The organism is Nannocystis punicea, assembly GCF_026965555.1.
GTDB lineage: Bacteria > Myxococcota_A > Polyangia > Nannocystales > Nannocystaceae > Nannocystis > Nannocystis punicea.
In genome coordinates this window covers 8,159,149-8,172,857 of the sequence record NZ_CP114040.1, presented here as the reverse complement: position 1 = coordinate 8,172,857, position 13,709 = coordinate 8,159,149, and the positions used below count along the sequence as shown (strand labels likewise).

The following is a 13,709-nucleotide window of genomic DNA, read 5'->3' as shown; positions in this document are numbered from 1 at the left end:
CTCATGGCAACCCTGGCGATAACGAAGGACAAGGGCGGCGTCGGGCGGCCCGAGGGCATGACGGTGATCTCGGCGGCGCAAGTGGTGCCGCTGGCGCAGCTCAAGGCGATCGGGAAGCAGGCGAAGCTCGACGGCGTCGTGGTGGCCGATCTGCTGAGCGCGATGGCCATGCACGAACGCGAGGCCGCCGGCGCCGCCCTCGCGGCGGCCAGCCAGACCGAGCGGACCTCGCGGCGCAAGACCTACGAGACGGTGGCCGAGCTGCACACCGAGCGGGTGCAGGTGTTCGAGGCGCTACTCGTCAAGCTCCAGCTGCCGGCCCTCTACGTCAGTCCGGCGAGCCGCGCGGCCCACTTCCTCGACATGGGGTTGATTCAGGGGCCGCTGCTGGCGGGCTCGGTCGATGCCAGGGGACGCGAGCGCATGCTGCTCGACGTCGCGTGGCTGCTGGCCGAGCAGTCGCTGGCGAACACGGAGGCGCTCGCGGGCGTCGCGACCGCGGCGGCGACGTCGCCCACCCGGACCGCGCTGGTCAAGGCGGTCAAGCTGCTGCGCACGAAGGCGGCGACGCTGAAGAAGCTGCGAGCGCTGCGCCGGACCTCGCTCGTGGCGGGGACGAAGCGCACCAAGCCGTAGGCCGCTCAGGTCGGGTCCCGGTCGTAGGTCACGACGTCCGGCGGCAGCCGCACCCACGGGTGCCGCCGGCAGTCGTAGACCGAGTCTTGCGGGGCAGGGAAGCTCGGGTCGGCGAAGGCGCCGACGGCGACGGCGATCGACGACTGCTCGTGGCCCTCTTCGGTGTGGCACACGGTCGTGCCGCACACCGGGCAGAACCGGAACCTGAAGCGGGCGCCCTGGTCGCCGGCGCGGACGTACTCGGTGAACGTGCCGACGATCGTGTAGGGGGCGGCGAAGGCGGCCAGGGCCGCGAACACGCTGCCGGTCCGCCGCTGACAGGCGAGGCAATGGCAGACGCCGGTCCCGAGTGGTTCACCCTGGACCTCGACGCGCAGCTGGCCGCAAGAACAGGAGGCGGTTCGAGAACGCATGCGCGCGAGCGTAGCCCGGGGGCGCGCGTCGTCGCAAACGCGAGGCAGCGAAGCGGCGATCACTCGGCGACGAAGTCGACGTCGTCGGCGTGATCGGCGGTGATGTCGATCGTCTGGCTCTTCGAACAGGTGAGCTCGGGGTGGGTGCACGCGACCTCGCGCAGGCCGGGGACCAGGCCGAGGAGGGCGTAATGGCCGTGGGCGTCGGTCCAGGCGACGCGGGCGCCCGAGGCGATCCGCGCGTCGGCGACGCCCTGGCCGCCGCCGTCGACCACGCGCCCGCGGATCGCGTGCGTGCCGGGACGCGCGGCCACGGTGGCGAACAGCCACTGCTGGGCGGTCTGGCGCGAGGCCGCGTCGTCGGCCAGCCACGCGTCGGTGTGACCGACGCCGGGGACCGCCAGAGTGGTCACCGGATAGCCGAACGAGCCGAGCAGGTCGACGCCCTTGAGGCTGTTGGCCGCTCCGCCGTCGCCGGCGGCGCCCCACGACAGCCACGAGGCCCGGCCGCGGACGCGCTCCATTCGCGCGGCCGAGCCTGCGCCCTGATCGGGGGTCAGCGGCGTGACGACGTCGGCGTGGCTGTGCATCACGAACCCGAGCCAGGCGTCGGCGATGCCGTCGTTGTGGAGGCCGATGAAGCTGGTGCCGATGGCGCCGCGCGAGAAGCCGGCGACGACCACCGCGCCCGAATCGACGCCCCAGGCTTCGATCGTGCGGGCGACGTTGGTCTGCCAGTAGGCGATCGTCGCCGGGACGTCGCCCCAGCCGTAATCGAGGTTGGCGCCGTTTTCGAGGTAGGGCAGGACCAGCCAGACGAAGTGGCGACAGCCGCCGAGGTGATAGCCGAGAGCGGCGTCGTCGACCTTGCCGGTGAAATCGTCGTACTGATTGCACGGCGATTCGACGATGACGGGGTAGCGACGACCGGGCTGCCAGTCGGGCGGGAGGTAGAGGCCGTGGTAGACGCCGGTGCCCTGATACTCGGGGGCGACGACCTTGACGAAGGCGCCCGGGGTCGGCTCGCCGTCGGTCAGCGGCGGTCGCGGCGGGCAGCCCGGGAAGTCGCCCGCGAGCTCGACTGTGACCTGCGCGGTGGCCTCGAGGCCGGCCGCGCCGGCGGTGATCGTGGCGCTGCCCGCTGCAGTGTTGCTGGCCTGGAAGGCGCCGCCGTGCCGGGTGATGGTGCCGAGCGCGGGCGCGTCGAGGCTCCACTGCGCGTCGACCGGGACGGGCGTGTCGTCCTGGGTGAGCCCCACCACCGTGAACTGCTGCGGGAACGACCAGCCGCTGGCGACGGTGACGACGAGCTGGGGCGGATCGATCTGCAGGGCGACGATGGAGTCGTCGGCGGTCGAGTCGGTGGTGCTGGTCGAGGGATCGTCGCTGGTGAGCGTGGAGGTCGTCGTCGTGGGGCTCGCGGACGAGGAGGTCGTCGAGGTCGTCGAGGTCGTGGGGTCGGGCTGTTCGTCGCCGGTCGAGGTCGTGCTGGTCGTCGCGGCGGAGGTCGGGCTGGTCGCGGACGAGGGGTCCTGGCTGCCTTCGCTCGCGGGACAGGCGACGAACGACTGCAGCGCGACGCCGCCGATCCACCATACCCAGCCGCGCGGATGCATGCGCGATTTATGCCCGGCCCCGGCGAAGCCGGCAAGCGGCGCGACCGGGCGGGGTCGGCCTCGCCCATGTCGGCCTCGCCCATGTCGCCCTCGTCCATGTCGCGAGGAGGCGTCCGCAGCAGCGCGATGGCGTCACGCGCTCACCCGGCGACGAGCGCCTGGATCAGCGGGACGAGCAGCTCGTCGGTGCCCGTCGGCGAGACCGCGTCGATCCACGGCGCGGGGCAGAACGCCACGCGGTTGCCGCCGAGGACCAACTTGAGCTGCGGGTGACGGCGCTTGAGCCAGCGGCCGACGGCGAGGGCGGCGGTGGTCTGAAACGACTCGCAGGTGAAGCCGATGGCGGCAGGCACGCCCGCGGCCTCGACGCTGGCGCAGGCGTCCTGCAAAAATTCGGGGACGACCTCGTCGCGAATTCGCCGCAACCACCGGCGCGGCTCGCCGACGACGCGCAGCGGCTCGAGGTCGGCCGCGAATTGCTCGAGGAAGACGTCGTCGGCGGGGCCGGCGAGCTCGTCATACGCGTAGCTCGAGAACAGCCACTCACAGAATTTGCCGACCTCGAAGTTCTCGCTGAGCTCGCGGTAGGCGCCGCGACCGATCTTGGCGACCAGGACGGGCCTCAGATCTTGCACGCGCACGGTCACGCCGGCGGCCCGCAGCCGGGCGCCGAGGCGATACGGAGCCAGCGGCGTGGGGCCGAGCACCCGAAATGGTACGTCGAGCAAGGCGACCGTCCGAGCTGCTTCCATACGACTGATGATAACAGAATCTGCGGCGCGAACCCACGGCGCGAGACTGCCTATTGTGAGGTGGCTGCCGCGCGGGCGCCCGTGGGCGCCCGTGGGCGCCCAACCCCGCGCGGCTCTTTTGCGATTCGCGGTCTCCGGCACGCGGCATTTCATGGATTGACGCGCTTATGTCCGACAGGTCGCGGCCGAGCCCGGTCGGTGACGAATTCGCGAACGCGCAATTCCTGCGTATTACGAAATCGACAGCCGCGGGGTGGGGGCGAGAGTTGGGGTCGCGGCTGCCCACGCAGCCGGCGGACGTCGAGGACGGCGACCCACCGTCACGGCGAGCTCGCGAAGATGCGGTCCGCGTCAGGGCGCGGTCTCGACGGCCTCGATGCGGGTCCAGCCGAACAGGCCCGGGCGCGTGACGATCGTGAGCCGCTGGCCCGGCCGGTGGGCGGCGAACAGCGCGTCGGTGCGCTGCAGCTCGCCGCCGTCCCGGAAGTCGCGCACCACGATGGTGGCGGCGCCGCGGCTGTTGCCGAGGACGCGCAGCACCTCGGAGGCGTGGCGCTGCGGCGGCGAGCGATCGAGCCAGGCGTTGGCGAACAGCCCGGCCGCGAGGAACCACGCCGGCGTGGCGAACAGCAGCCAGCCGAGGAGCTCGCGCGCTCGTTCGCCGCACGCGGGCGACCATCGCCAGGCCGCCGCCGCGACCGCGGCTCCGAGCCCGAGCAGCAGGTACCACGGATAGGCGTCGAGGGTGTCCGCGTAGGTCCACGCCGCCACCACTGCGCCCGTCGCCGCCGCGACGAGCAGGTACACGAGCGCGGTGCCGGCGAGGGACATGATCGTCGCGAGGATGCGAGGGATCGCCGCACGGGTCAATCGCGTCGCGCCGTCACGGCCGGGCTTCGTCGTCGCGCGGCCAGGCGATGCCGAGCTTGACGATCCGTCGCTTCAGCGAATGGCGCGTGATGCCGAGCGCCGCCGCTGCGTGGACGAGGGAGCCCGCGGCCGCGAGGGCCCGCTCGCACAGCCGGCGCTCGGCCGCCTCGAGGTTGTAGCTGTCGAGCACGATCGGACCGCCGACCCCTGCCGTGCTCTGCTGCGAATCCGCCGGCGGCTCCGCCGATTCGCGGGCGCGGGCCCGGCGCGCGCGGCCGGGCAAGAGACCCTCGGCTGCCCATTCGCGAATGATCTGAGTCGCCACCTCGGCCCCCTGCAGAGGCGGGTGGGGGGTGCTCGCATACTGCATGTTTGTGCAGTAACATGGCGCTAATGGCGCGAGAAGGTTCAGGGCGCGATTCCAGTACGAACGATGTTCTGAGCTGTTTTTGGCGCGGCGTCGGCGGCGCCGCAAAGCTCGACGGGCCTGAGTTCGCGCTCTGCGCCGAGAGGCGCTGCCGGCGACTGGAGCCGGAATGGTTGCGACGAGCGTGGCGCCTCTTCACCCTCGGCAGGTGCAACTCTTCTTCGCGTCGACCTCGCCGTTCGCCCGCAAGGCTCGCATCGTCGCCCACGAGCTCGGCCTGGTCGAGCGAATCGTCATGGTCGAGACCGATCCGTGGACCGACGAGCGCCTGCGGGCGATGAATCCGCTGGCCAAGGTGCCCACGCTGATCCGCGACGACGGCGAGCCGCTCTACGACAGCGCGGTGATCTGCGATTACTTCGACGCGTGCGCGGGGCGCCGGCTGGTCCCGCAGGACGGCGATCGGCGCTGGCGCGCGCTGCGGTTGCAGGCGCTGGCCGCCGACGCGTGTTCGGCCGCTGGCCGGCTGTTCGCGGGTGAACGGCGCGGAGAGCCGGATCCGGTGCGCGGGCGGCTGGTGGCGGCGGTCGAGGCGGCGTTCGCTTCGCTCGAAGGCGAGCGGCTCGATCCTACCGCGCCGGGCTTCGCGGAGATCTGCGCGGCGCTGCTGCCCGGGTATTGTGATTTCCGCTGGCCGGAGCGCGACTGGCGGTCGGGCCGACCTCGCCTCGCCGCGTTCACCGCGGTCATGGAGCGGCGGCCGTCGTTCGTCGCCACGCGCCACTGCCTGCCCGGCGACTCGTGACAGGACCGGAAGGACCTGTCCTTTCGGACCTGTCCTGTCGGCGCTTGTCGTGGGATTGGCGCCGCGTCAGGCCAGCGAGGCGAGGTCGGTGACGGCCGGTTCGGCCGCCTCCTTGCGCTCCGAGGCCGTCTCGTCGAGCCCGGCGGCGGTTTCGGTGAACAGGTGGATGAGGCGCGGGAGCTCGCTCGCCTGGCGGGCCAGGAGCTCGCGCGCGGTCGCGGCGGACGAAAGGTCGCCTGCGCTGCGGGCCAGCAAATGTGCGGAGATGGTGACGACGTGGAGCCGGTTGCGCAGATCGTCTTCCAGGGCGACGAGGAGCGCGGCCATCGCCGGATCGGAGTGACGCAGGCTGTCGAACGGGGCGGTGAGATCGTACTCCTGGCGGGTGCCCTCGACGCGCTCGCGGGCGATGATCGAGGTGCCGACGACCTGGCCGTGCTCGTCCCGGAGCGGGGAGACGGCGAGGGCGACGGCGGCGAGCAGGCCGTCTTTTCGTCGCCGCTCGCTGTCGAACGGCGGGGGCGCGTCACCTGCGCTGATTCGGGCGGTCACCTGGGCTTCCTCGTCGAGGCGGTCCGCCGGCACGAGCAAGGAGATCGGGCGACCGATCGCCTCGTGGGCCGAATAGCCGAACATGCGCTCCGCACCGCGGTTCCACGAGAGGATCGTGCCGTCGAGCGACTTGCTCAGGATCGCGTCATGCGCGTCGTCCACGATCGCAGCGAGGCGGGTACGAGCATCGCCGCGAGAGTGAGGCCCTTCGTCCGTCATCAACTCGGCCCAGGTTAGCATGCTTCGGGGGGACTGCTTCGAGACGCAGTGTGAAGCCGGTCAACCCTCTGTGGACCGCTCGCGGGCCGCGCGCCGGCGGACGAGGGGATTGGCCGGCAGGTGTCCGGGCTACTGCGGCTGAGGCCGCTCGCGCGATCGCGGGTCTGCGCTGGATGCGCGACGCGGCCGAACGGGCTGCAGGCGCCCCGCGAAACGTCTGCTAGGTTCCCGGCGATCATGCCCACGATTCTTTTCATCGAAGACGATTCCGAAATTCGTGGTGTCACCGCCCGGCTCCTCCGCAGCGAGGGATACATCGTCGAGGAGGCCAACAGCGGCGAGGAGGCGCTGAACTTCCTGCGCCGCTCCGACCGTGACCCGTGCCTGGTCCTGATCGATCTGATGATGCCGGTCCTCGGCGATTGGGACGTCGTCGACGTCCTGCAGAGCGAGGATCGCATCGTCGCGCTGCCGGTCCTCGTCATGGCCGCGGGGCACCCGAAGACCGCCCCGGGCGGGGTCGCGTTCGTCCGCAAGCCGGTCGACTTCGACCTCCTGCTGGGGCTGGTGCGGCGCTACTGCGGCCCTCCGCCGGGCCAGCGCGGTTGATGTCCGCGAGGGGCGTCCTGCGGTGATTCGCGCGATCGTGCGGCCAATCGTCGCGTCCGGGCGATCGCTGAAAAACCTTCTACGAGGAGTACAGACATTGAACGGCACGCCGGGTCGCCGCCAGCGGCCTCGACCGTATGAGGCCAGTGGAGCTCGACATTGAACATTGAACAACCTCGCCACAGACCTTGCACGGTGGGCGATGGTGCCTGCGAGCCGCACTCGTGCGGGTGCGACTTGCAGGCTCACGGTATTGGAGGCAGCATCGCACGCGCCATGGATCTCGCTTCGCCGCTCACGCGTCCCGAACTGCTCGCTCTTGCGTCGCCGGCGGAGATCCTCCCGCGACCGCTCCCCTACGTCGGAGACACTGTCTTCGCCTCGGTCGGCGATCTGACGCCGGGCGATACGCAGGTGGTGCGACGGCTCTACGATTTCCTGCTCGCGCTGCTGGCGATCGTCCGCGGCTTCGACGATCCGGGCCGCGCCCTGGTGCTGCTGCGGGAGGAGCTGGCGCGCCAGGACTATGGCGGGTTGGGCGAGCAGATCCGCGGCCTCGGGGCGGCGCTGGTCGCCGAGGACACGCCGATGGCGGTGCGCAAGGTCTATCACGACGTCCGCGGCGGCAGCCTCACCGGACTGCTGATGCACCTCGATCTGTGCGAGGCCGACGAGGCGGGGACCGAGGACGTCGAGCGCATCTTCTTCCTGGTCCGTGACCACCTCAAGATCATGCGCAACGCGCTGCCCGACCTCGACCCCGCCGGCCATGCGGTCGACCTGGCGCCGCTCGAGCACGACGCGTCGCTGCTGCTGGAGAAGTGGGCCGGCATCCCCTACGGAGCCGCCGGCGCTCGCCCGGTGCGGGTCGAGATGGCCTGCGAGTTCAGCGGGACCGTATCGGAGTGCTGCATGGAATTCGCGGCGCTCGACCGAGTGATGTACAACCTGATCAATAACGCGGCCCGCTTCGCCGCCGACGCGGTGGTCCACGTCCAGGTGTTCCCGCTCTCCGAATCACGCGAGACCGACCTCCGCTTCGTGATCAGCAATCAGGTCTCGTCGGAGCACCGGGCCCGCCTCGTCGCCGACCTCGGCGACGACTTCGGCCAGATCTTCGCCAGCCGCTATACGACCGACGGCCACGGCATCGGCCTGCAGATCTGCAGCGACATCGTCAGCCACGGCTACGGCCTCGGCTCGACCCGAGAGGCCCTGCTCCGCGCGTACCTCGGCGCCCGGTTGATCCGCGATACCTTCGTCGCGTGGTTCCACTGGCCGGCTCGCCGCAAGCGCTAGCACTCCCCGCGAGCGCCGACCGGCGCGCGATCGCGGCGCTTCACGCGATCAGTTCTCGCAGCTCGGCGGCGCATTCAGGGCGTCGACGATCGTGAGGGTCAGGTCGAGCGGCGAGAAGCTGGGCGGGAGGTAGTGACAACGCGTCGAGGTCGCGGCCCCGGAGTCGTCCCGACGCGCGGCGCTCTGCTGCACGATCAGGAGCGGCGCCCGCGACGGCATCTCGCGGAGCAGGGAGAGGGGGTCGACGCCGGCGCCGACGTAGAGGGCCTCGTCGACGATCGCCAGGCGGACGGCGTGGGCGTCGTGATCGACCATCTGCGCGGCAGTGGGGATCCTGCAGAGCTCGTGCACTTCGAAGCCGAAGCGGCGCAGCAACTCCCCGACGTGGGTCAGGCTGGCCGCCGCGCTGATCAGCAACACCACCCCGAGGTAGTTCTTGGTGCCTTGGAAGCAGGTCACACGCCCGTAGTGCAGGATGTGTGCCACGCCTGAAGGGCGGCTCGGAGCGGCTCGTGGAGGCTTTCTGCGAGCCGGAGCGGACGAAGCGACGGGAAGGGGCGTATCTTGAGGTGGACATGGCGAAGAAACGACAAACTGTCGCCGCTTTTGCCCCGATCTTGCAGTCCGCCGTCATGCGTCGACTCGATCGAGTGCTGCGCTCGGTCGCCGACAAGCAGGTGATGCTGACGTTCATCGGCGAGAGCGGGGTGGGGAAGGAGGTGCTCGCGCGTCGCGCCCACGAGCTGTCGGACCGGCGCCACGGGCCCTTCGTGCCGATCAACTGCGCGGCGATCCCGGAGTCCCTGTTCGAGAGCGAGTTGTTCGGCCACGAGCGCGGCGCGTTCACCGGCGCGAGCGAGCGAGCGCGCGGCAAGGTCGAGGCCGCCGACGGCGGCACGCTGTTCTTCGACGAGATCGGCGAGATGCCGGCGGCGATGCAGGCGAAGATCCTCCGCTTCCTCGACAACCGGCGATTCATGCGAGTCGGCGGGACCACCAAGCTCGAGGCCGACGTGCGCCTGATGTGCGCGACGTTGCGGCCGCTCGCGCAGGACGTCCGCGCGGGCCGCTTCCGGGCCGACCTCTACTACCGCATCGAGGGCGTCACGTTGCACGTCCCGCCGCTCCGCGAGCGCCGCTCGGCGATCGTGCCGCTGATCCGTCAGTTCATCGCCGAGACGACCGCGCGCCACAAGGTCGAGCCGCCCCGGCTCACGCGTCCGGTCCGGGCGATCCTCCTGCAGTACGACTGGCCAGGCAACGTCCGCGAGCTCCGCAACGTCATCGAGAGGCTGTGCCTGCTCCGCAGCGGTCGCCAGGTCCGCCTGCGCGACCTGCCCGAACACCTCCACGCGCAGGCGGTCGAGGAGATGGCTGCCGGCGCGTCCGAGCCGCTGGTGCTCTCGCTCGACGACGGCCTCGACGCGATGCTCCTCAAAATTGTCGAGGTCGCGCTGACGCAGGCGGGCGGCGATACGCGCCGGGCGGCCGCCCGCCTGCGGATCAGCCCGCGGACCATTCAGCGCTACATCGCCACCGGCCAGGTCCGCGTCCCGAGGCCGGCTTGAGCGGCGAGGCGTCGGGCTCATCGCGTGTGGGGAGCCGCGGCCGCGGGGGAATCGTCCTGGCTCGTGCCGCGATCGCCGGGGTTGGCCCGAATGTAGCGGATGCCGAAGATCGTCACGATGAGTCCGATTCCCACCAGCACGATGGTAAGGATGGGGATCTTGTTGCTCGTGGCCACGCGATCGTCATGGGCCGACGCTGGCGATTGGCAACTGCGCGGGCGGCCGGCCGGGCCGGGGTAGTCCTGTCCGAAGAGACAGACGGTGCTCCGCGCCGTCACGGGGGCGGCGCTCTCGGCGTCGAGGTCGCGAGCCTTCGACGAACGCGTCCGACGCCTGCCGCAGGTCGCGGCGAGCGAGCGCTGCGGTGATGGCGAGCGCCGCGAGCGCCCGCCGGGCGGCCGCGACGAGCCGGCGTCTGTCGCCGGCGGCGACCTCGAGCGACGGCGGCGCCCAGGCAGCGGCGCTGCAGGCGGCGTGCACTGTGGCATGAAGGGCTTTGAAAAAATGTCCGCGGCTCGGCCGCATGTGGCACCCTGGGCGGCCGCAGTATCTTTCGCCGGGCACGACCAGACCATGAAGGCATTCACGTCGACCTCCGGAGGCCAGTCGGCCGTCTCTTCGCCCCTGCCTGACGCCGCCGACGAGGATCGACGCCACCGGATCTTCGCCATCATGGCGGCGTCGTCGGGCAACCTGGTCGAGTGGTTCGATTTCTACGTGTACGCCTTCTCGGCGCTGTACTTCGCGCCGGCGTTCTTTCCCCAGTCGAATCCGACCGCGCAATTGTTGAACACCGCCGGAGTGTTCGCGGCCGGCTTCCTGATGCGGCCGATCGGCGGCTGGCTGTTCGGGCGCATCGCCGACCGGGTCGGGCGCAAGACGTCGATGTTGATCTCCGTCGTCATGATGTGCGCCGGCTCGCTGGTGATCGCCTGCCTGCCGACGTACGCGCAGATCGGGGCGTGGGCGCCGTTCATGCTGCTGGTGTGCCGGCTGTTCCAGGGCCTGTCGGTGGGCGGCGAATACGGGACCACCGCGACCTATATGAGCGAGGTGGCGCTCAAGGGGCGGCGCGGCTTCTTCTCTTCGTTTCAGTACGTGACGCTGATCGGCGGACAGCTCCTCGCGGTGATGGTGATCGTGGCGCTCGAGAACCTGCTGACCGACGCCGAGCTCAAGGCCTGGGGCTGGCGGATCCCGTTCGTGCTCGGCGCGGCGGCGGCGGTGGTCGCCCTGCTGCTGCGCCGCAGGCTGCACGAGACGCAGAGCGAGGAGGCCAAAGCCGACGCGGAGGCGGGCAGCGTGGCCGGCCTGCTCCGCCACCACCGGGCGGCCTTCCTCACGGTGCTGGGCTACACCGCCGGCGGATCGCTCATCTTCTACACCTTCACCACGTATATGCAGAAGTACCTGGTGAATACGGTGCACCTGCCGATCCGGACGGCGAGCTACGTGATGACGTGCGCGCTGTTCCTGTACATGTGCATGCAGCCGTTCTTCGGCGCGCTGTCGGACCGGATCGGCCGGCGGAGCAGCATGCTGCTGTTCGGCTCCCTCGGCGCGGTGGCCACGGTGCCGATCCTGACGGCCTTGCAGAATACGACCAGCCCGGTGATGGCCTTCGTCCTGATCCTGCTCGCGCTGGCGATCGTGAGCCTCTACACCTCGATCAGCGGCATCGTGAAGGCGGAGATGTTCCCGCCGGAGGTGCGGGCCCTCGGCGTCGGCCTGGCCTATGCCGTGGCGAACGCGATCTTCGGCGGCTCGGCGGAGTACGTGGCGCTGGGCCTCAAGTCGCTGGGCTACGAATCGGCGTTCTTCTGGTACGTCACCGCGATGATGGTGATCACGTTCCTGGTCAGCCTGCGGCTGCCGCGGCAGGCGAGCTATCTGCACCACGATCCGTGAGGCGGCGGTCCTGGCTGCGAGCATGAGCGGGACGACGGTACGGTCCCGCGATGGCGATTGACGGCAGGAGCTCGAGCGCGGCGCGATGCGAATCGCGGGGAGTGCGCCGATGGATCGCCGCGGCGAGATCGATGCGGGTCGCACGGGCGGTGGCCGTCGCGGTCGGATCCATTGTGCCGCGGTGTACGACGCGTCGAGCGGTCCGGATGGGCGAGGGCGCGCGGCGATCGCCAGGCGTGGGGCAGGGCCGGCGTGTGGTGATTTCGCGGCAGGAGGTGCCCCGCGAGCGGGCCCATGCGCGCGAGTGGACGGCGGTCATCCCGGGGCGCGCCGAAGTGTCGACGCTCGAGATCCTCGCGGATCGAGCATCCGCGGCCGCAGACGCGATCGCGTCCTCGCGCTGCGGGTACGGGGCGCGGAGACTGCGTCCCACACGGGCAGCGTGGTAACCTCGGACGCTCGCTCGGATCCGCCGATGGACAACCCCGAAGCCAGTGCGTCCGACGAGCTCCTTGCACCTGTCGACAAGGACATGTCCCCGGAGACATTGCTCGATGGGCGCTACCGGATCCTCGAGGTGGTCGGCGAGGGCGGGATGGGCGCGGTGTACCTCGCCGAGCACGTCGAGCTGCAGCGCACCGTGGCGATCAAGGTGCTGCACGCCGAGCCGAGCTCCCGGGCCTCGATCGCCCGGCGCTTCCGCGTCGAGGCCTGCAAGGCCGGCGCGCTCGGGCACCCCCACATCGTCCAGGTGTTCGACGCCGGGGAGCTGGCCGACGGCCGCCTGTTCGTCGTCATGGCGTACCTCGAGGGCCACAACCTCGCGCGCGAGCTCGAGGAGGTGCTCGTGTTCGAGGCGGACCGCGCGTGCGTGCTGATGCGCCAGGCGGCGCTGGGCCTCGCGGCGGCGCACCGGGCGGGCATCGTCCACCGCGCCCTCAAGCCCAGCAGCGTCATGCTGGCGAGCGAGCCGAACGGCGAGGTCGTCAAGCTCATCGACTTCGGGCTCGCCGCCAAGGTCGCGCTCAACGCGGGGGTGGTCGAGCACGCGAGCGAGGCGGGGGCTCACCGGACCGACGCCGACTACATGGCGCCCGAGCAGGCGACCAGCGTGGCGCCGAACCCGGCGATCGACGTCTACGCGGTCGGCGTGATGCTCTACGAGATGCTCACCGGCTCGCTGCCGTTCACCGCGCGGCACACGTTCGAGCTGCTCAACTTCAAGCTGCTGCACCCCGCGCCGTCGATCGACGCGCGCCGGCCCGGTCTGCCGGCCCGGCTCGTGCAGCTGATCGCCGACTGCCTGAGCATCGATCCGGCGGCGCGCCCGGCCAGCGGCGAGGCGCTGGCGGCCCGCCTCGACGAGGTCCTCGCCGACCTGCGCCACCCGCAGGCGCCGCTCCCGTTCGTGGCCAGCGCGGCGCCCATCGAACCGCCGACCGAACCTCCCGTGAGCGTGCCGGCCCCGTCGGGACGGCGGTGGATCGCCGTCGCGGTCGGCGTGCTGCTGGTGGCCGTCGCCGCGTTCGTGTGGGTGAGGCCCGAGGCGGCGCTCGAGGCCGAGCCCGAAGGGCGCGCGCCGATCCCGACGGCCCCCGTGCCCACGCCGGCGCGCGAGGTCGCGGAGGTCGTCGTCCCGCCGCCGACGCCTGCGGTCGCGCCCGCGCCTGCACCCGAGCCCGAGCCGCGACGGCCCGACGCGAACGCCAAGAGCCAGGCCCGCCGACCCGCGCCCGTGGGGAGCGCCGCGGCCCCGCCTGCGCCCGCCGCGGAGGCCGAGCCGAACGCCGCGACCGATGCGGCGCATCTGACTGTCCGCTGTCAGCGGATCCGCTCGAAGGCCGAGGAGGCGCGTCGCACCCAGCGCTGGAGCGTCCTGCGCGATCAGAGCCGCCACCGCGAGTGCTGGGCGTCCGACCCGGAGCGGCGCAAGCTGCAGACCAAGGCCGCGATGGAGCTCGGCGACTTCGCCGACTGCATCGCCATCGGCTCCAGCCTGCGCGACCCCGAGGTGCAGGACTGGCTGAAGCTCTGCAAGCGGCGCGTCGACGAGTGATTCGACCCTCGCGGATCGGCGTCGGTCCAGTTCGGGGAT

The 13,709-nt window shown here is 71.1% G+C and carries 15 protein-coding genes; 7 read left to right on the top strand and 8 right to left on the bottom strand.

Annotated features, from left to right (window positions below; genetic code table 11):
• The first annotated feature begins 3 nt into the window (after window positions 1–3).
• Complete coding sequence (locus O0S08_RS31430; RefSeq protein WP_269033049.1) at window positions 4–636, top strand: hypothetical protein; 633 nt, start codon at window positions 4–6, stop codon at window positions 634–636.
• A gap of 5 nt (window positions 637–641) precedes the next feature.
• On the opposite strand, the gene O0S08_RS31425 is transcribed toward O0S08_RS31430, so the two are convergent.
• The 5 genes from O0S08_RS31425 to O0S08_RS31405 all read right to left on the bottom strand — a co-directional run bounded on the left by O0S08_RS31425 (window position 642) and on the right by O0S08_RS31405 (window position 4,657).
• On the bottom strand, window positions 642–1,049 hold the full coding sequence (locus O0S08_RS31425; protein ID WP_269033048.1) for a GFA family protein: 408 nt from the start codon (window positions 1,047–1,049) through the stop codon (window positions 642–644).
• Between the two features lie 59 nt (window positions 1,050–1,108).
• Window positions 1,109–2,665, bottom strand: a complete 1,557-nt coding sequence (locus O0S08_RS31420) for a carboxypeptidase-like regulatory domain-containing protein (RefSeq protein ID WP_269033047.1) — start codon at window positions 2,663–2,665, stop codon at window positions 1,109–1,111.
• Window positions 2,666–2,805: 140 nt separating this feature from the next.
• Complete coding sequence (locus tag O0S08_RS31415) at window positions 2,806–3,417, bottom strand: radical SAM protein (RefSeq protein ID WP_269033046.1); 612 nt, start codon at window positions 3,415–3,417, stop codon at window positions 2,806–2,808.
• A gap of 351 nt (window positions 3,418–3,768) precedes the next feature.
• Window positions 3,769–4,248, bottom strand: coding sequence for a hypothetical protein (locus O0S08_RS31410; RefSeq protein ID WP_269033045.1), 480 nt, complete (start codon window positions 4,246–4,248; stop codon window positions 3,769–3,771).
• A gap of 52 nt (window positions 4,249–4,300) precedes the next feature.
• On the bottom strand, window positions 4,301–4,657 hold the full coding sequence (locus O0S08_RS31405; protein ID WP_269033044.1) for a helix-turn-helix domain-containing protein: 357 nt from the start codon (window positions 4,655–4,657) through the stop codon (window positions 4,301–4,303).
• A 205-nt stretch (window positions 4,658–4,862) separates the two neighbouring features.
• On the opposite strand from O0S08_RS31405, the gene O0S08_RS31400 reads away from it, so the two are divergent.
• Window positions 4,863–5,459: a glutathione S-transferase gene (locus O0S08_RS31400; protein WP_269033043.1), complete on the top strand. Its 597-nt coding sequence runs from the start codon at window positions 4,863–4,865 to the stop codon at window positions 5,457–5,459.
• Between the two features lie 66 nt (window positions 5,460–5,525).
• Here the strand turns inward: O0S08_RS31400 and O0S08_RS31395 are convergent, their stop codons facing one another.
• Window positions 5,526–6,230, bottom strand: coding sequence for a PAS domain-containing protein (locus tag O0S08_RS31395; RefSeq protein WP_269033042.1), 705 nt, complete (start codon window positions 6,228–6,230; stop codon window positions 5,526–5,528).
• A gap of 237 nt (window positions 6,231–6,467) precedes the next feature.
• Between O0S08_RS31395 and O0S08_RS31390 the strand changes: the two genes are divergently transcribed.
• Both O0S08_RS31390 and O0S08_RS31385 read left to right on the top strand, forming a co-directional pair.
• The gene (locus tag O0S08_RS31390) at window positions 6,468–6,839 is read left to right on the top strand and encodes a response regulator (protein ID WP_269033041.1); all 372 of its coding nucleotides are present in this window, start codon (window positions 6,468–6,470) and stop codon (window positions 6,837–6,839) included.
• Window positions 6,840–7,115: 276 nt separating this feature from the next.
• Window positions 7,116–8,138 (top strand): ATP-binding protein, encoded by a 1,023-nt coding sequence (locus tag O0S08_RS31385; protein ID WP_269033040.1) that lies wholly within the window; start codon window positions 7,116–7,118, stop codon window positions 8,136–8,138.
• Between the two features lie 48 nt (window positions 8,139–8,186).
• Here the strand turns inward: O0S08_RS31385 and O0S08_RS31380 are convergent, their stop codons facing one another.
• Complete coding sequence (locus O0S08_RS31380; RefSeq protein WP_269033039.1) at window positions 8,187–8,597, bottom strand: hypothetical protein; 411 nt, start codon at window positions 8,595–8,597, stop codon at window positions 8,187–8,189.
• Window positions 8,598–8,770: 173 nt separating this feature from the next.
• Between O0S08_RS31380 and O0S08_RS31375 the strand changes: the two genes are divergently transcribed.
• Entirely contained in the window at window positions 8,771–9,706 is a 936-nt protein-coding gene (locus O0S08_RS31375; protein ID WP_269033038.1) for a sigma-54 interaction domain-containing protein, read from the top strand.
• Between the two features lie 17 nt (window positions 9,707–9,723).
• Here O0S08_RS31375 and O0S08_RS31370 read toward each other — a convergent pair whose 3' ends face one another.
• A complete protein-coding gene (locus O0S08_RS31370; RefSeq protein WP_269033037.1) occupies window positions 9,724–9,882 on the bottom strand; it encodes a hypothetical protein in 159 nt (52 codons plus the stop codon).
• 397 nt (window positions 9,883–10,279) lie between these two features.
• Here O0S08_RS31370 and O0S08_RS31365 point away from each other — a divergent pair, with 397 nt between their 5' ends.
• Window positions 10,280–11,614: an MFS family transporter gene (locus O0S08_RS31365; RefSeq protein WP_269033036.1), complete on the top strand. Its 1,335-nt coding sequence runs from the start codon at window positions 10,280–10,282 to the stop codon at window positions 11,612–11,614.
• Between the two features lie 475 nt (window positions 11,615–12,089).
• Complete coding sequence (locus tag O0S08_RS31360; RefSeq protein ID WP_269033035.1) at window positions 12,090–13,670, top strand: serine/threonine-protein kinase; 1,581 nt, start codon at window positions 12,090–12,092, stop codon at window positions 13,668–13,670.
• Window positions 13,671–13,709: the final 39 nt, after the last annotated feature.